Here is an 18,869-nt window from a genome sequence, read left to right on the forward strand (position 1 = left end):
ACTGTGAGTAAAAACACTTATATTAATGTTAGAGTAAATGAAGAAACAAAAAAAGAAGTTGAAGACATTTTAGATATACTTGGTATAAATATGTCTACTGCGGTTGATTTATTCTTGAGCCAAATCATTTTAAATAAAGGATTACCTTTTAAAGTAAAATTGCCAAATAAGGGTGCAGCAGAAAAAGAACAAGAGTTGGCTGAAGCATTAAATTTAACTGGAGGTAAACCATACCCTAAAAAGTTAATAAAAATTATCAATCTTTATGCACGTGGAGATATTGATTATGATGTAGCGCTATATGCTATCAAGAAAACCTATGAGAAAGATAGACTGAAAGATATATCAGATGATCTTTTAGAAGAATATGAAGCTGCCTATAAAAAACTAGCTGAGTAACTATATGTTTGGATCTATTATTCATCTTTGGATAACTAATCTTTTTTGGTTGGGGATCCTTTTTTATTTTGAATACATGCTAAATGCCAAAAAATCTAAATATTGGTAAATTACATCAGTTGAAACTATTTACCATAGCATTATTTTTTCTTCTAATTAATCTTGTTTACTTTACCATTAAATAATGATATAATAATTATATAAAAAATATTGTATTATTGAGGTGATAATATGAATGCAAGTATAATTATGGATGCTTTCGATGAAAGAGAACCTATTGTTAGAGATGAGATTCAAGATGTATTAAAGATTGAAAATATCAACACTTTAAATCAAATGGTTTCTTATTTGGTTTCTTTTGGTATATTAAAACGTTACGAAAATGGATTATATTATATTCCTAGTTCAACAAAGAAATTCTCGCATTTAAAACCATCACTTAAAGATGTTATAAATAAGAAATATTTACAAGGCAATCAAGGCATTAGGATAGGTTCATATTTATTAAATAAGTATAGATTTACTTCCCAAGTTTCTTCATTTTATGAAATTTTATCAAACAATGTATCGATACATACAAGATCTAAACATTTATACGATGGTAAAGTGGTTGTGTCTTATCCGCCATTTCAAATCAACAAAGATAACATTCATATTTTAGAATTCTTAGAGCTTATTAAATATTTGGTTTATAGTGATTACAATATAGAGAAATCAAAAATTCAGTTACAAGACATTTTAAAAAGCCAAGGAATAAAAAAAGAAGAAATTATACATTATAGTGAGCATTATAAAGGTAAGAGATATGCTGGCTTTAGACGAACCGTACATAGTGTTTTAGTAAAACTATGCATTTGAAGTTCAAATGCATATAAATGATTAAATAAAACAGTTATATTTGTTACTTCGGATAAACTACATTATATGTCAGAAGAGGTGTAATATGAAAAATTTAGATAAATTAACAAAAAACGAACTTGTTAAAATATTGAAAACGATTCTTAAAGATCATCCTGAATATTTTTCTCTTATTAAGGAAACGAAAATTAAAACAGTAAACCCAGAGAAAGTTTTGAAAGCTATTGAAAAAGAGGTAGCAAATCATACAGGAAGTGTATTGAAAGCATACCAAATTTATCAGGGCTATAAAATTAATGATTCTAAGTCAAAATCATTCATGGGAATAGCCTATGAGTTTGCAGGCCATTTATTTGTAGAAATCGACCTTTATGGTGGAAAACCCACTGAAGAGTTGGTTGACATTGCCTTAGAAGTCTTTGAAGATGCTTGCTCTCTAGCTGTTGAATATATGGATACTTCTATAGTCAATTCTTTATATGAATCATTGCATTCATCTATTTATAATGACGATATAATAGAAGAGTTTCATGATGTGATGAGCTATTGTGGTGGTTTTGAGTTGCTAGACGATTGAACTTTGATTGACAAACAGGACAGCTTAGATAATGCTTCATGTATCAATTGAGAGTTAAAATAATTGCAGAATCGAGTTTCTGCTATTATTTTTAAAAGGATATGCAAAATGCCAATATAATAAAATATTGGTAAAATGCATTGAGATAACTACTGACAAAGTATATAATGTAATTAAAGGTGGTGTTTGTCATGTCAGATGGTATTAAGCTAGATGTGTTTGAGAGAAGTAAATATATTTTAAAAGAGGATTTGGTTGATTACATAAAAAAATCTACTGATTATGAAAAAGACTCATCAATTAGATGGGTTATACATGAACTTGTCAAATCAGGGGACATTACAAAAGTAGATTCCAAACACTACTACAAAGGTGTGCTTAAGGATTATTCGCCAAAGGTAGAGACGAAAAAAAAGAAACTATTAAAAAAATTAATAAGCGAAAGGTATCCTGAATTAGATATAGTAATTTATGAGACAAATATATTTAATGAATGGATAAATCATCAATTATCTCGAAATGTCATTTTTGTTGAAGTCGAAAAATTTTATATGGAAGATGTCTTCACATATTTACGTGATCACATGACAAATAAGATCTTGTTGAATCCTACAACTGAAAACTATTATTTATATTCAGAAGACGATATAGTCATTGTTTCAAGTTTGGTAAGCCGTGCTCCAATGAACAAAGAATCATATGAAATCAAAGCTGAGAAACTTATCGTTGACTTATTTTCTAGTGATTTAGTGTCCAAGTTAATTAGTCAATCAGAATATGTGACTATTATTGATAATATTTTTAGAATGTATAAGGTCAATATAAAAACCGTTTATTCTTATGCAAAAAGAAGGAATTTAATTGAAATTACGGAAAAATTTGTAAAAAAATATGATCCTAGTGAGGTAACTAAATGATTAGTAAAAACTCATTTACAAAAGCGCACATAAGATCCATTAAGAAAACATACAAAAACTTAGATGAGTTTTTAATTGAGCGTATGATTTTTGCTTTTGGTTTACTAGAAAGTTTGGTAAGAGTTAATTTGCCTTTTGTATTTAAAGGTGGAACATCACTTGTATTATTACTGAATAAACCATATCGATTATCAACAGATATTGATATCATTGTTGAACCTCATATTAATCTTGATGAGTTTTTAAATGAAGCTGCTAAAATTTACCCCTTTATTCGAAAGGAAAAACAAGAAAGAAGAGGTAAGAATAATATTACTAAAGAACATTATAGATTTTACTATCAGTCACCTTCTAGTGAGCAAGAGATTCCAATACTACTAGATGTCTTGTTTGAAAATCATGGGTATAAGAAAGTTCTATCCGTACCTATTAAAAACAGTTTTTTAGAACAAGAAGGTGAGTCATTGTTTGTACAAGTTCCATCGATAGAATCCATTTTAGCTGATAAACTCACTGCTTTTGCGCCTAATACTACAGGTATTGAATATGAATACTATAATAAAGATGGTATATTAATTACTAAATATTTAGAAGTAATTAAGCAATTTCTAGATGTTGCGAAACTGTTACAAGATGCCAAAGATTTTAATATTATCAGTGCATCTTACTCGAAAATTGTCATGCAAGAAATAGAATATCGAGGTATTGATATTACTGAAGAAATAGCATTAATGGATACATTTAACATGTGTTTAACAATCGTTACACGAGGTGCTTTGTTTAAAGAAGACTATTCAAAACTTTTAAAAGGAATTCATAGTATTCAAAATCATGTATTTGGAGTTAAAGTAACTGGAGAAAGTGTTGTTGAGTATGCATGTAATATAATGCTTCTAACAGCTAAACTTATCAAAAAAACAAACGCTATCAAAATTGATGTTCCAAATCAAATAATACCTAAAGAATATAAAAACATTAATCGACTAAAAAAGGTAAGTATGGAATCCTATAATAAAGCTGTTACAGCTTTAAAACTGTTAGATATTGTCTAAGTGATCAAGCTTCATGGGGAAGGAAACATATTAAATAAATCTTTGTTTGATTTGGAGGAGGTAAATCAAGATGAGTAATCAAGAAGAAGGATATATCAAAACAATTAAAGAACTAAGAGAAGAAAATAAGAATTTAAAGCTTCTTGTTGATAAGTATAAAAAAATCATCGATGAACAGGGTTGGGTAGTTGATGATAATCCAAATCAAATTATTAATAGACCTAATCATATTAAATTAAATATATTTTTAGATTATTTCAAAGGTCGAGAAGATTGCTATGCGATAAGGTTTGAAGGTAAAGAAAGTTCTGGGTATGCGCCAAAATATAAATCTGAATTTAGATATTCATCGAATGAAAATAGGCTAGGCGTAAGTAAGAAAGACCTATATGAGCCGTTTACAAAAGAAGTGGTTGAATTACATCTCAAAGGTAATCAAACTGTTGGTCTGTATCCCATGCTTGATGATCAAAAAACCTATTTTCTTGCAATTGATTTTGATAAGCAATCATTTAAAGATGATGTTAAAGCATTTACTCAAGTTGCAAAAAGCGAAGGGTTTTCACCACTGATTGAGATATCAAGGTCTGGAAAAGGAGCACATATTTGGTTTTTCTTTCAAAACAAGGTGCTAGCAAAAGAAGCTAGGACCCTCGGTAAAATCTTATTATCGAAAACCATGCTTGAACAACGATCTCTTTCTTTAGATTCATACGATAGAATGTTTCCTGCTCAAGATTTTATTGATGATAATCAAATAGGGAATCTTATTGCCCTACCTTTAAACGGAAAAAGCGGTCAAAAAGGAACCACACTTTTTGTTGATGATAATTTCAAACTATTTGAAGATCAATATGGTCAATTGGCTCATACTAAGAAAATAACAGAGGAAGAGCTTCGATACTTTTTAGAACAAGCAAAACATTTCGAGTCATCTGAAGTTGTGTCTAACAAAATGAAATCACTGGATATTCGCCCTTTGGATTTCTTAAACAAGCTGACACTAAAGGTTAGTAACGAGATTCGAATATCCAAATCTGCCCTTACACCACGTTCTGAGCAGTTTTTTATGAGATATTCATCTTTATTAAACCCTGAGTATTACAAGAAAAAGGCAATGCGATATAGCACATACCAAACACCTAGAATCATTGAATTGTTTAAAGAAGATAATGAGTCGTTATATTTACCTAGAGGTCTGCTTGACAAAATCATTAATGAGCTAAAGACAGCTAATGTTGATTATGATTTGATTGATGATCGTCAATCGAAAATAATACCTAGACAAATTAAGATGCACGTTGATCTTTATAATCATCAAAAGGTTCTTTTTAAAGAAGTCATTAAATCTAATCAAGGGATTATTGTAGCACCTACCGGTTATGGTAAAACTGTATTAGGGATAGCTTTAACTGCACACTTACAAATGAATACTTTAGTTCTAACTAATCGAGTTAGTATTTGCAAACAATGGAAAACTCAAATTTCTGATTTCTCTAATACTCAGGACATAGGCATTTGCTATGGTGGAAAGTGTAACCTAGGAAATAAAATTGATGTGGCAACATTTCAATCTCTAAACAGTTACGAATCAATTGAAAAACTTAAAGATCATTATGGTTTAATATTGATTGACGAAGTTCATCATCTAGCTGCCTATACTTTTGAGCAGGTTATTCGAACCTTTAGTGCAAAACATATTTATGGTCTGACAGCAACCCCTAAAAGAAGCGATGGATTAGAAACAATAACAGAGATGCTAATCGGTGGTATTATTGCTGAGGGTATGGCAATAAAAAATAATGTTCAAAAAGATTTATATATTCGGTTTATGGACACGCAGTTTACTTTTGAAGATGATATACACGATATGACAAATACCATCATGTATGACAAAGGTAGAAATAGAATAATAGTAGATGATATCCTATATAATATTCATAATAATAAAACGGTTTTGGTATTGTCAGAACGCGTTGAGCATCTTAATATATTGAAAGAGCATCTTAGGTCTAAGGTGAAAAATCTATTTGTTTTGCATGGTAAACTATCACAAAAAGAAAAAAATATTATGTTTGAAACAATTAAGAATGTTGATGATTCATTTGTTATACTAGCAACAGGAAAATATATAGGTGAAGGGTTCGATGACGACAGGCTAGATACATTACTAATAACAATGCCATTCAAGTGGAAAGGGACACTAGCACAGTATGTAGGCAGGTTAAATAGACAAAGACAAGGTAAAAAGGAAGTATCAGTATACGATTATGTTGATATCCAATCTCGGATATATTCGAATATGTTTTTAAAACGACAACGAGGTTACAACTCTCTAGGATTCAACTTAGTAAGTGAACTTGAAACAAAACAGTACTTGTATAATATTGATAACTATGATGAAAAACTTATTGATGATATAAAGTCAGCAACTGATTCCATTACATTTATGATTAAAAATAGCCATACAGGAAAACTTAACAAACTTGTTGCTAAAACTAAATTAGAGACTAAAGAAATCAAACATAGTGTAAACTTGATTATAGTTGACGAATATATTGTATGGTATGGTTCAATAAATCCGTTTACCTATTCATCTATTCAAGAAGACAGCATAATGCGAATAGAAAATAAGGCGTTAGCTAAAAAATTAATTCAATCAGAGTAAATCTAAAATAAAACAGGATCTTAGCAAACTTTGCTAAGATCCTGTAATCCACTTAGGGATATGATATTTAGAAGTTGTCGATAGATACAACCCTGATGAATTATCAATGCTATTACCATCTAGTATCTCTTTAAGAAAAGCGATAGTTCTTTTCTTAGGTTTGATAACTTTAATGGTGTGTTTCATGATATTTTCATCGTATGTAGTAATGAATGAAGAGATATAATGGTTGAAGCCTTCTAGATTGATATTATGGATAGAGTCAAAATGCTCTAAGATATCGATAAATTCAATATGTTTTATAATATCAGCATTAATTTCAGAATAAATTCTAATAAACTTGGTATTTTGAATTGTTCTCGTTTTTTCTTCAATATGGTTTACATAATAAGTATAATTTGATGGTTTCGTAGATGTTAGTTTTAACCTGTAATATAATGATTCACCAACCGCAAAACCTAAACCATGATATGGTAACATAAATTTCTTTATATGTTTATGCGTTAGTGGAACTTGGTTTCCATCTTTATATTCAGGACTATAGTAAAGTCCTTTAGCGACTTTAATAAGCCGATTATTTTTCACCATTCTAGATAATACTTGATAATAGTTTACTTCATTAAATAGGGGATGGAAATGATCATGATAGATTTTGCTTGCATCATAGATGACCCCTTTTTCAAGCATTTCACAAGTTCCTGTAATTAAGTCTGATTCTTTCATCTTGCACCTCTTTCCTATCTATTTTATCATGAGATATTCATAATATAATCATGTTTTTACACAAAAAATTAGACCTCTGCAAATTAACGAAAAGAAATCCATTTTCATATTGAACTTGACATTATGGACCCTTTACTAACAACAGTAGGTTTAACTGAAACCCTTCACTTTGAACAGTCGGTTTTATGTATTTTCTATACACCTTTATTAAATGAACGTATTAGAAAAATAAATGTATAACATACCTTATTATCAAAGAGTAAAAACTATGTGAACTTGACACTATTAAATGTATTTTTTTAATGAACTTGACACTCTAGACCCTTTGTTCACAACTGTCGGTTTCGTGTATTTTTCACTGCAACCTTTGACATATTTGACGTCTTTGTTGCGATAAAAAAAATGACAAAAGCACTTGACTTTTCCACATATATTTCGTTGCACACAACCCCATCTTTTACAACTGTCTATCCTGATGAAAGGCATGTATGTGGCTATGAAATGGCTTTGTTAAGATGGCAAAGTTACACTCTATTTCTTATTGGTTTACAATGATTTATAATGGGTTTTTCTATGATTTTCACTAAGTTTTTAAAATTAATGATTAGGGCCCTTGACCCTTTAGTAAGGACTGTCATTGTGAGAACTGTATGTTATATACCCTTTCTATATTCATTATTATGAAAAGGGCTGATCATGACTAAATTATTTTTTTTCTGGTGTTGTGTTTATAATTTGATGACTTTTTAACTTAATAGTAATCAATACATTTGTGGCAAATATTCTCATATCATTAGAAAAATTCTCACAAAAAGCATACGTTTGTAATTGAACTGGTCTCAGGTCAATTAACTCATTTGTAATGAATATTGTTAACAAAATGGATAAGGCATCTTAAAAAGTATACGAATGTAGTTAAATTGGTTCATGTCAATTTTCCATCAACATACACACTTGTGATAAATATTCTCATCACATTAGTAAAAACTTCTCAAAAAGCATACGTTTGTAATTGAACTAATCACATAGCAATCAACTCATTTGTATCGAATATCATTGTTAGAAAAGATAAGATGTCTTAAAAAGTAAACGAATGTAATTGAACTGGTCTCAGGCCAATTAACTCATTTGTAATGAATACTAACATCAAAAAACATAAGAAGTATCAAAATACAGACAAACGTAATAAAAATCGGTCACTTTTTAAGTTTCCGATTTTTTAGTGTAATTGTAAAAGGAATTATATGGATTCAAAATTTCTAAGCCGCCTATTTCCAATCTGGAATCTTATAGTTACTTCTTGCTGAAAGGAATTTATCGAGAAGGTTATCAATACCCAAATCATCAAGTATGGTTTTTAAGAATGCAATAACATGCTTTGGATACTTCATAATTTTATGGATCTCATAAAATGCTATGTCATCATACATTTTAACAGATGAATCTAAAAATTTATGAAACTGGGTTAGATCAATGTTTGTTATTTTATGAAAACCACAAAGAACATCCACGAGCTGAATAATAGAAGTTGTAGTAGGATCAAAATCAAAAGGGAAGAATAAGAATCTTGCATTACCGATTTTCTTTGATTGCTCGTCTGTTTGATTTGTATAATCAAGATACTCTTTTGCAATAACCTTAGATAGTTTTAATTGATAGTATAATCCATCACCTACTAAAACGCCATGGTTGTTGTTAGAGAAGACATAAGATTTGATTTGATATTGTCTAATATTGACGCGTTTACCATTTCGATATCTAGGAAGATAAAAGATATCTTTTTGAAACATGATAATTGATTCCTCTTTTTTCATGCGATTTATAATTTTAGAATATGTCGATTCCGTGCAAAAATCGATAAAATATCTTTCGTAAATTTCTCTTGAATTAAACAGCTGGTTCTTTGGCAGCTGCAGAATTATTTCTTTCACTTCATTTGTTATATTCATGTTGATCACTTCCTTGTCATAATATGATAGCAGATTAAGAAAAATAATAAAACCGTCTAAAGACTGTAAAACGTAAAATGATATATCGTCTTGACACATCAAACACTAGTGATTTACGAAAACATGCATGGACGATGTGATTTTTAGAACTGTACTTTGTTATGTTGTCGCTATGAAACCAATGTATTTTGTTATGAAAATCATAGTGACTAAACGTCTTTATAAAGAGAAAAAAAGTCATTTTTTTACTTGACTTTTCTGTGAAAGTATGCCTGCACACTGTTCCTAGTTCAAGAACTGTCTGTTAGTGTGTCATATCTTTGCAACCAATGACATCTGTTACATTTAAATTTTCATTAATCATAAAGATGAGTAAAAAACTCTTCTTTTTTAATGGTTTATATTCATAGGGTCCATTTTCATTCATATTTTTAAATAAAGTATAGAGTTATTCCCCATATTAAGCCATTATTTAAAAATAAAATCAGAAATATTTATATGTATATCCTATAATCACTCACACATTATTAAGCAAATGCAACCAAAATGCGTGAGTGTGAACTCATACGCTTTAAAACGGTTAATTTAATATTTTTCTTGAGATTATAAAAAAAGTGGTTTTACCCACTATACATAGAGAATACCTCTTTATATCCTAAGTTAAAAATTATCGGCCAAGTATGTTTTTATATACTTTCTTTGCTGATTCAATATATTCACAACCATTCGTTTTCCAATCTGGTACATGATATGTAGAAGCAGCTGATAATAAACTTCTTAAATCATGTGTAATATTATAATGATCGAGAACCTCACATAAAAATGCAATCGTTTTTTTCTTATATTTAAATTCATTGTAGATGATATGAAAAGTATCTTCACAAAACTGGTTGCTGTATGATTCCATTAATTGTAGAAACCGATGATGAATCACATAAGGCATACTGTCATAGTTTGATAGGATATCCAATAATTCAATATGTGTTTTAACAGTATTTGTTAATGGTGTTTTAATATTTGTAAACTTAAAACTTAAAATGGATTTTGTTTGAGTATCCATATCGTTAACAAAATATGATGTGACTTCAGGTGTTTTTAAAGAGATTTTCTTTCTAAAATATAAAGCATCACCGATTTCAACATACTTGGATGCATCTTCTAAGATATATGCTCTTACTTTCCAAGCAGTAGGTGTTAATCTTGTTGAATCCTTTTTGGGAATATAATAATGAGATCTCATAACTTTTGTGATGATCTTTTTTTCTGCTAATCTAGAGATTGTTTTTAAATAAATGCTTTCTGTAGTATATTGATGCATTTGCTGATCATAAAACTTCTTCAGATCATGAATAGCATCTTTAGGTAATAAACCTATAACGCCAGCGATAAATTGTGTTTGACTCATGGAATGCTCCTTTAATTTTATTGGTTTATTGTAACATGTTCATGCATAAAAAACTATGAGCTTTTAGCATCATTTTAATAAAAATGATACGTCAGTATTTTTGAAACGTTAATGACATGGTGTTTTTTAGGGTAAAAGTAAATTCAAATGCTTAATGACACTATTTTGTGATTATTTTGTAAATCGATCATTTAGATAGAGTGCTCAAGATGTTGGTGCTTATACGATAGACTATGAAACTGATGTATTTTATATGTCGTTTCTGTGTCATCTTATGCGCTTAGCTAAGATAATAAATGATATTTTTATACTTGACTTTTCGGCCGTAGTGTGCTTTGCACCCTGACCCTTTACTTTAGACTGTCGATTGTGTAGTCATGGCTATGAAACGTTATGAAAAGGCTTATATATTTAGAGCCAAATACGATGCAAAAGGTAGTTCATTTACTACCTTTTAGCATAGATTATCGTATTTTTTTTGTTTATATTTTACCCATTATTAATTGTGTTATGTTAAAATTATGCTCCACTTGATTTCTGCATCAATTCTACCTTTGGTTTTGTAAGCACCAGTGTGCAGTGGTGTATTGAAAGCTGCCTTTTTCATTGCCTCAGGAGTTAGTTCTTTATTAGATATATTGATGAATGCAATGTATGTATCTTGACCATCAATAAGGAAACCATCAAAGATGTTGTTAACATTTTCTGGTGTTAGAGCTTCGGTTGGATATTTTAATTCTTTGAAGTGTTTCTTAAGATCTATAGCATGATTTAAACGTTCTTCAATGTTGTTGTACTCATCTTCTATGGCATTATAAATCATACTTTCTTGAATGATCAGTGTTTCTAGTTCAAAAAGCATTATTCGATCTTTTTTATCCTTTATGGTTTTACGTTGCAATCTGTAATACTGTCGCATGTAATCTTCAACTATTTTTTCTTGTTCAGTTAGCTTTTTTGTTAATTTTTGTTTAGAGAGTATGTCATCAACTTGAGCATCAAATAATGCTTCCAAGCGCCCAAATTTTCGCGACAGTACGTTTAGAGAACGGAAGAGGACCTTTGATGTGTGTTTAACGTAAAACTTGGGGACAGATGATTTTCGAAAAAAAGGTATAGGTTCAGCACCCTCTTCATCTATGACACCTATGCGTTTCCGTTTTATAAATCCTTCATGGCGAGTTGAATAAGCAAACTTCTCATAATTGTTTATATCTGTTTTTTCAATTTTTTTTCTTTTTGCTTTTTGCTCTTCAAAAATTGATTGAACTTTATTGTATGTATCTATGTCAATTATAGGTTCATGGTGATTATTGATAATGTATTTAGGTTGCTCTCCATTATTGATAACACTCTTTTTTTCAAGCCCATCAACTTTGATAAAGGTTTTACCATAAGTTATTCTACCTATATAAATTTCATTGGTTAAAATATTTTTAACTTGTTGATAATCGGAAAACTCCCTATCCTTAGCTGTTTTAAATCCTTTTTCTATTAAATAGATAAGGATTTCATTAAGTTTTTTACCTTCAAGAAACTTTTTATATATTTTTCTGACAGCCGATGCGTTTGTTTCATTAATAACATATTTTTTATCTTCATTGATATCATATCCGAATGTTGGATGTATAGGAACTTTACCATTTTTTGCACGGCTTCTATGACCCCAGCGAATATTTGATGATATTTGTTGAGACTCAGCTTCAGCAAGTCCTGCCATCATCGTGAGAATCATATCAATGGTAGTATCTAGTGATGATAGGTTTTCTTTTTCAAAGAAGAACTCAACGCCTTGTTTCCTTGTTTCTCTAATGACATTTAGTGCATCAATCGTATTTCTTGCAAACCTTGATAGAGATTTAACTAATATGAGATCAACATGGCCTGCATAGGCTTTTTTTAATAATGCCTGTAAGCCATCTCGTTTAATCATTGATGTACCACTTTTTCCGTGATCGTAATAAATACCCGCAAAAATGTAATCTGGATTAAATATAATTTCTTTAGCATAGTGTCTAACTTGAAGATCTAAAGATGATTCCTGCAATTCTTGTTTTGTAGATACACGCGCATAAGCCGCGACACGCTTAATAATATGTTTATTTGCATTTTGATTCGTTTCAATAACTTTAATGTCCTTCATATTTAATTACCTCATAGGTGACAATATCCTTTGTAGTTTCATCATAATATTTTCCTTTTAAGAAAGGTTTGTATTTATTTAGTATATCGATGTGCTCGTGTAAATCATCGATAATTGAAAATGTATCATCAATGATATATTTTAGATGGTTTTTACCATCGACGAGAATCATTCCAAAGAAGCTTTTAATAATGCGTTTGTCTTCATAGTTTGATTCAATAAAATTTGTTAATGCATATAGACGTCTTCTTGTGAGAAGTTCTCGATTGATTTGATTTCTAAGATTTACAATGTCGATTTCGCATTGTTCTAGTTTGCCTTCGATTTCTTTATAAATTGTATCGTATTCTTCATCAGACATGCCAGAACGTATTTTACTTCTGACATGTTTTTTTAATTCGTTTGCTAGATCAATACTTTTCTCTTTAAGTTTTTTGAGTGGTACGTGAGAGTTTACTTGTTCCAGGGATTGTTCCATAAATGCTAATAGTGATTTTTGCATATCTTCAGTCTTAGTAAGTTCTTTAATTAAGTGAAGCGTAGCTCGTTCTACCAGTGGTTCATGAATAGAAGGATTATCACAATGATGAGGATTATTTCTATCGGTGTGGCACTTTAACATACTTTTCTTGAATGTAGTTCCTGAGTTATGCATCTTAGAACGATACATGCGTTTACATCTACTACAGTAAACAAGGCCTTTAATTGGTTTTCGTGCGAGATGCTTGTAGCGTTCTAAGTTATCATTGGTTAAGATAATATCTCTTGCGTGAATCATCGTTTGTACGATGTCAAAAGTTTCTCTATCAATGATTGGATTATGATTATCTTTAATATAGTATTTTGTCGCATGGCCATCATTTTCTATGGTTCTATGTGAAAGGTAGTCAACCGTTACCGTCTTTTGAAGCATAAGGTCGCCTGCATATTTTTCATTTTTTAGTATTTCTTTAACAGTATCTGGATACCAAACAACAGCACCACGGCCATTTTCAAATCCTTTTTCTATGAGATGTTTTGAAAGCATTGAGACACCCATACCATTTAAATACTGATTGAAAATGTATCTAACAGTTTTTGCTTGTTCTTCATTAATAACTAATTGGCCATCTTCATCTTTATCATAACCTAAGAAGTTGGTTGTGTTCATCAGTAATTGTCCTTGGGAAAATCGTTTACGAAATCCCCATTTGGTATTTTCACTGATGTTTCTAGATTCTTCCTGAGCAATAGAAGACATGATCGTTAAAATGAAATCAATCTTTGGATCTGCACTACTGATATTTTCTTTTTCAAAATAAATCTCAACCTTGATTTCTCGCATTTCTTTGATAACCGTTAGCATATCTACAGTGTTTCTAGCGAAACGTGAAATAGATTTAGTGATGATCATATCAATCTCACCATTTCTTGCGGATTCTAACATTTTTTGCATGCCAATGCGCTTTTTCATGTTAGTTCCTGTTATGCCTTCGTCAGAAAACATGCCAGCAAATTCCCATTCAGGATTGCTCTTAATACGCTCTGTAAACTCTTTAATTTGAACTTGATAACTGTTTAATTGATCAGTTTCATCAGTTGATACACGAGCGTAAGCTGCAACTTTTCTTTTAACATTAATTTCATTCGTTTTTTCATCTTTGTACTGAATTTTTGGTTCAATGATTTCTACATATGTGTTCATTGGTGAAAACCTCCTTTTTGTTACTGTGTATATTACCTCTAACAAGTTATTTATCAAGTCTATAGTCTTATCTAAAGGGACTAAATTCGATAAATACAAAAAAAACGAGATATGTCCTCTCAATAAGAGAGAACATGTCCCGTTTTCGATTTTCACCATTGATAGTATAACACAGCTTATTGAAGAATAAAACCGTCTTTAGGCTGCATTAATGTAAATTCATCAATATTTTCATCAAAAACATATTTGTAGACAACCCCATCAATCATACTTTTAAAATTTCTATAGTTCATGTGACGGATGATTTCACCATCATAATACATCACTGTCTTATTTGATAAATCTTTAACAAGTCTTGCTCTAGTAAAAAATTGTTTTGTTTCAGTCGTTTTAGAGTTTGAATCGATTTGAAATGGCTTTTCATAATTAAAATCTGGATGATTTTGTTTATCTGCAGAAATTAAATACATTCTTTCTTTGTAGTTCACATCAATCATTTCTTTGCCTTTCATTTGTACAAGTAAACGAGTCCCTGATGGAAGATTTAATGTTACATCATCTGCTGTAAGTAGATAATATAAATAAGTGTATTTATCAGTATGAATATTGCGATCATAACTATAAGCAACTTTTACAACAGGTTTTTCAATATTTGATATGTGATTTACATAAGAGTAATTAAGCATATCTATGTTCGAAAACATATAAAACGTTTTCTCCTCATCAATTAAATCATTTAATGTACAGCGATATAATTTGGATAAAGCTAATAAGTATGAAACGGGAGCATCTCGGTCACCATTCTCATAATTTCTGATTGATGAAACACTAAATTTTTTGTCTAGTAATGTCGCTAGGTGACATTGTGTATACCCTACTCTTTCTCTCATTACTCTACCTATTTTTGAATTTTTATTTTTCATGTTTTTTTCCCTCCATAAAATAGCAAACACAAAAATATTATACATTAAAATATGCTGTTTTATATGATTTTTTGTCATGGAAAATTTAATAATCATTACGTTTGTATTGAAAAACACTGTTAACTATAAAAAACCATAATTTCTTGCGTTTCAAAACTAATGTAATTAGAATATGTTATCCTTATGAAACGCATACATTTAGTAATGAAAATTATTAAATTACAGCTGTGTATTAAGGGAAATTTAAAGTTGTCATATGTGTGATGATTTCAGAAAAAATCTTTTCTCAGAAAAAAATAAATCTGTATTGATAGAATAATTTATGCAAAGAGATTTACTCGAGCGAAGTGATTGGAGAGATCCACTCAAACTTATAAAAATACTTCGATATTTCACCAAGACGATTTTCGCCAAATTAACGTCCCGTGTGTGAAATGTCACATACTGTGTTCAAAGTTGTGTTTGATGGTGTTTAGATATCATCAACAATAAGTTTGATATGGCGTACAAAATTCCCAATCTTTTAGATCGAGTTGATGAAAATCAACTTTTTGTGTTTGTTTTAACCATCAAAATTGGCCGATTTTGAAACTAAAAATCTATAAAGTAAAGGAAAGTGAAGTAAAAGATAAATGGATAAAAAAAAGATAAAAGGTGTTCACTTTGGTTCCACCCAAAGAAAATATCTATATAATTTTAGAAAGAAAAACCGTTACACAATGTTCCAAGTCTCAGAAATGATTGAAATAAGTAAATCGTACTATGAAAGGATTGAAAAAGGGACAAAAGGACAAAGACTATCTTTAAAAACAGCGAATAAATTAGCAACCTTACTCCAGATAAACCTCAATGAACTTTATGATCTAGAAGAGCAATATCTAAAGGAACAATCATATGATTAAAGAACACCCTTTAGAACCTTTAATTGAGTTGTTTTGTGAAAACCTAGATATTAAAAAAAATAGTGTAAGTAGCTATAAGGCATTGTTATTCCGTTATGTAAAATATTTAAAAAGACATAACATCCAATACGCTAAGCGCTCTGACATTATTAATTATAGAGAGCAAATGTGGGAAGAAGGGTTAAGAGCAAATACCATTCAAAAACAAATCGTAGTGATACGTAACTTTTATCAATGGTTAAAAGTAAATCAAAGACAATTAGAATTTGAAGAAATCTATCAGTTTAATATTGCAGAACAAATAAAAGGCGCAAAGATTGATCGTAATTATAAGAAAGAACCCTTAAATAAAGAAGAAGCCATTAAACTAATTGAAATAGCTAAACAAAATAAAACTGATATTACTGGTTATCGTAATTATGCAATCATTCTATTAATGATTATTACAGGTATTAGATCCATAGAAGTTGTAAGGGCAATGAAGACAGATATATCAAAACTATTTAATTTTTCGATTTTATATGTCCATGGTAAAGGAAAAGATGGTGCAGATACTTTTGTAAAATTATCTCAAGAAGTAACTGATGCATTAAATGATTATTTAAACCGTAGAAAAGATAATTCTAGGTATTTATTTGTGACTCATGGGGAAACATCTAGCTGCCAGCAGTTATCATCAAACACACTAAGAAGAGCCATCACTGTTTTAATGAAAAAAGCAGGTATTTATAATGCAAAACATACACCTCATTCATTAAGACATACAACTGCGTATTTAAATCTACAAGCAGGTGGCACTTTAGAATCTACTCAACAATTGCTACGACACAAAAATATCGAAACGACATTAATTTATGCACACAATATAAATCGCATTAACGATGATTCAGAGTTTCGTATTAATAATTATCTTTTTGATGAAGAGGAGGAGGAAAACAAATGATGAAAGAAGATATCACGCATTATACAGTGAATGAAGTGGCAACCAACTTACGTGTTACACAAAGAACGATTTACACCTATATTAAAATAGGAAAATTAAGAGGCATCAAAATTGCCAATAAATGGCGTTTTTCAAAAAAACATATTGATGATTTCTTAAAACAACTTTCAGAAGTGGAGTATCCACGTTATGTCAAAAAGTAGTCTGGGATTAGATTTTTTCAATTTAGATGTCAATATCTTCAATGATGCAAAAATTATAAAATTAATCCATCGTTATGGACCGCTTGGATTTATGTCTTATTATCTAATACTTACCAATGTATTTATGAATGGCTATTATCTTGAGGCATCAACGAGTGACTTGGCTTATATCTTGCTTAATGGGATAGGCGGTAAGTACATCAATGGGAAAAATAAATTACAAGAAATTATTTTGTATTTAGCTTATATTGATTTGATAGATAAGGATTTATTGCATCAAAACATTGTGACTTCTAAAGGTATTCAAAAACGATTTTTAGTAGCAACAAGAAGCCGTAAAAATCAAGATTTATCAAAGTACTGGTTATTAGATGAAGAAGAAACACCAAATGAAATCGTTGAAGAAGTAAAAAAAGAACAAAAGAAAAAACCTAAGAAACAAAAAATTCAAGAAAGAAGAATCAAAGACATCAATGAACATGCGCCTAAGAAGCATTACTTAACAAGTTGTTTAATAGAATATCGATATATTAATGAATACTCTTTAGATATTTATAAATATAATGAACTCTTTGAAGATTTGTTACATCGTTATGATGGTGATACATTATACCAGGCAGTTAGATACTTGTGTAATTATGCATCAAGATCAAATACGAAGATTGATGACCGCTATAATTTTTTTGAAACTTCAATTACAAAAAATTTAGAGCGATTAACAAAAGAACCTAATCATATATCTATAGAAGAACTATTTAAATCATTAATTAATTCATAAATGTGGTGTCACTAATAGATGTGAACATCAGCGAGAACAAAGATATTTCATAGTAATAACTATACGAAAGCATATGTCATAGTGCATTATGATGAATAAGCATTTTCATGAGAAAACATGATTTTAAGGAAATTTATAAAATTTAAGTATAAAAAGTGATTAATGACTGATATCTAAAAAAACATAGATCCATACTGGTAAACAATTACAGTTTTTAATTGCTTAGAAGAAAAACGACTAAAAATTACATTTAAGAGCAATCGAGGAGAAAAACGATGCAAGTAAAAGATTATCTGAGTAGATACCACAACACAAAAGAAAAGATCAAACTTTTAGAAAAAGAAATAGAAGAGTTCATAAGATTAGCCAACTCAATTCCTGGAATTAGTTTTGATCAGTTGCGTGTGGATGGAACGAAAAGTTTAAAAGCACCATTTGAAATATGGATACAAAAAACATTAGAAAATGAGCAAAAAATTACGCTAATGAAAAGAAAGCTCCCAATTATTAAAGGTGAGATTATTGGTGTCATTAATAGGCTTGATGATTCAAGATGCAAAAGATTATTGATCTACAGATATATTGATTGGTTGAGTTGGGATAACATTGCAAAAAATCTGGTATACTCATCTTCAACAGTAAGACGCTGGCATGAAAAAGCGTTGTCACAAATTGCGCTTTCGGAAAAAGACAAGGTTGAACAACTATGACAAATTGTGAAACTGTCAAGGGTGTGATAGGATTA

The 18,869-nt window shown here is 29.9% G+C and carries 17 protein-coding genes; 11 read left to right on the top strand and 6 right to left on the bottom strand.

What is annotated here, in order from left to right:
• The 6 genes from ACHAJD_RS02205 to ACHAJD_RS02230 all read left to right on the top strand — a co-directional run.
• Positions 1-399 (top strand): type II toxin-antitoxin system RelB/DinJ family antitoxin (locus ACHAJD_RS02205; RefSeq protein ID WP_435584222.1); only part of this gene is annotated, 399 nt, incomplete at its 5' end.
• A gap of 231 nt (positions 400-630) precedes the next feature.
• Complete coding sequence (locus tag ACHAJD_RS02210; protein ID WP_435584223.1) at positions 631-1,257, top strand: hypothetical protein; 627 nt, start codon at positions 631-633, stop codon at positions 1,255-1,257.
• An 85-nt stretch (positions 1,258-1,342) separates the two neighbouring features.
• A complete protein-coding gene (locus ACHAJD_RS02215; RefSeq protein ID WP_435584224.1) occupies positions 1,343-1,834 on the top strand; it encodes a hypothetical protein in 492 nt (163 codons plus the stop codon).
• Between the two features lie 191 nt (positions 1,835-2,025).
• On the top strand, positions 2,026-2,751 hold the full coding sequence (locus ACHAJD_RS02220) for a DUF6577 family protein (RefSeq protein WP_435584225.1): 726 nt from the start codon (positions 2,026-2,028) through the stop codon (positions 2,749-2,751).
• Positions 2,748-3,803, top strand: coding sequence for a nucleotidyl transferase AbiEii/AbiGii toxin family protein (locus ACHAJD_RS02225; RefSeq protein ID WP_435584226.1), 1,056 nt, complete (start codon positions 2,748-2,750; stop codon positions 3,801-3,803). Before ACHAJD_RS02220 ends, ACHAJD_RS02225 begins: the two co-directional genes overlap by 4 nt.
• 70 nt (positions 3,804-3,873) lie before the next feature.
• A complete protein-coding gene (locus ACHAJD_RS02230) occupies positions 3,874-6,471 on the top strand; it encodes a TOTE conflict system archaeo-eukaryotic primase domain-containing protein (RefSeq protein ID WP_435584227.1) in 2,598 nt (865 codons plus the stop codon).
• Positions 6,472-6,504: 33 nt separating this feature from the next.
• Here ACHAJD_RS02230 and ACHAJD_RS02235 read toward each other — a convergent pair whose 3' ends face one another.
• The 6 genes from ACHAJD_RS02235 to ACHAJD_RS02260 all read right to left on the bottom strand — a co-directional run bounded on the left by ACHAJD_RS02235 (position 6,505) and on the right by ACHAJD_RS02260 (position 15,298).
• Positions 6,505-7,194 carry a hypothetical protein gene (locus tag ACHAJD_RS02235; protein ID WP_435584228.1) on the bottom strand — a complete coding sequence of 230 codons (690 nt, stop codon included), beginning with the start codon at positions 7,192-7,194 and terminating at the stop codon, positions 6,505-6,507.
• 1,268 nt (positions 7,195-8,462) lie between these two features.
• A complete protein-coding gene (locus tag ACHAJD_RS02240; protein ID WP_435584229.1) occupies positions 8,463-8,984 on the bottom strand; it encodes a hypothetical protein in 522 nt (173 codons plus the stop codon).
• An 826-nt stretch (positions 8,985-9,810) separates the two neighbouring features.
• Positions 9,811-10,548, bottom strand: coding sequence for a hypothetical protein (locus ACHAJD_RS02245; protein ID WP_435584230.1), 738 nt, complete (start codon positions 10,546-10,548; stop codon positions 9,811-9,813).
• Between the two features lie 508 nt (positions 10,549-11,056).
• Complete coding sequence (locus ACHAJD_RS02250) at positions 11,057-12,691, bottom strand: recombinase family protein (RefSeq protein WP_435584231.1); 1,635 nt, start codon at positions 12,689-12,691, stop codon at positions 11,057-11,059.
• Positions 12,678-14,375, bottom strand: a complete 1,698-nt coding sequence (locus tag ACHAJD_RS02255; protein ID WP_435584232.1) for a recombinase family protein — start codon at positions 14,373-14,375, stop codon at positions 12,678-12,680. Before ACHAJD_RS02255 ends, ACHAJD_RS02250 begins: the two co-directional genes overlap by 14 nt.
• A 176-nt stretch (positions 14,376-14,551) precedes the next feature.
• Complete coding sequence (locus ACHAJD_RS02260) at positions 14,552-15,298, bottom strand: helix-turn-helix domain-containing protein (protein ID WP_435584233.1); 747 nt, start codon at positions 15,296-15,298, stop codon at positions 14,552-14,554.
• Between the two features lie 632 nt (positions 15,299-15,930).
• Between ACHAJD_RS02260 and ACHAJD_RS02265 the strand changes: the two genes are divergently transcribed.
• The 5 genes from ACHAJD_RS02265 (at position 15,931) to ACHAJD_RS02285 (ending at position 18,834) form a co-directional block, all read left to right on the top strand.
• Positions 15,931-16,200, top strand: a complete 270-nt coding sequence (locus ACHAJD_RS02265; RefSeq protein WP_435584234.1) for a helix-turn-helix domain-containing protein — start codon at positions 15,931-15,933, stop codon at positions 16,198-16,200.
• Positions 16,193-17,143, top strand: a complete 951-nt coding sequence (locus tag ACHAJD_RS02270; protein ID WP_435584235.1) for a tyrosine-type recombinase/integrase — start codon at positions 16,193-16,195, stop codon at positions 17,141-17,143. Before ACHAJD_RS02265 ends, ACHAJD_RS02270 begins: the two co-directional genes overlap by 8 nt.
• The gene (locus ACHAJD_RS02275; RefSeq protein ID WP_435584236.1) at positions 17,140-17,346 is read left to right on the top strand and encodes a helix-turn-helix domain-containing protein; all 207 of its coding nucleotides are present in this window, start codon (positions 17,140-17,142) and stop codon (positions 17,344-17,346) included. The genes ACHAJD_RS02270 and ACHAJD_RS02275 overlap by 4 nt, the downstream gene beginning before the upstream one ends.
• Positions 17,333-18,124, top strand: coding sequence for a Lin1244/Lin1753 domain-containing protein (locus tag ACHAJD_RS02280; RefSeq protein WP_435584237.1), 792 nt, complete (start codon positions 17,333-17,335; stop codon positions 18,122-18,124). Before ACHAJD_RS02275 ends, ACHAJD_RS02280 begins: the two co-directional genes overlap by 14 nt.
• Before the next feature lie 275 nt (positions 18,125-18,399).
• Entirely contained in the window at positions 18,400-18,834 is a 435-nt protein-coding gene (locus tag ACHAJD_RS02285; protein WP_435584238.1) for a hypothetical protein, read from the top strand.
• The last annotated feature ends 35 nt before the right edge of the window (positions 18,835-18,869 follow it).

It is taken from the genome of Liberiplasma polymorphum (genome assembly GCF_043951795.1).
Taxonomy (GTDB): Bacteria; Bacillota_I; Bacilli_A; order Izemoplasmatales; family Izemoplasmataceae; genus Liberiplasma; species Liberiplasma polymorphum.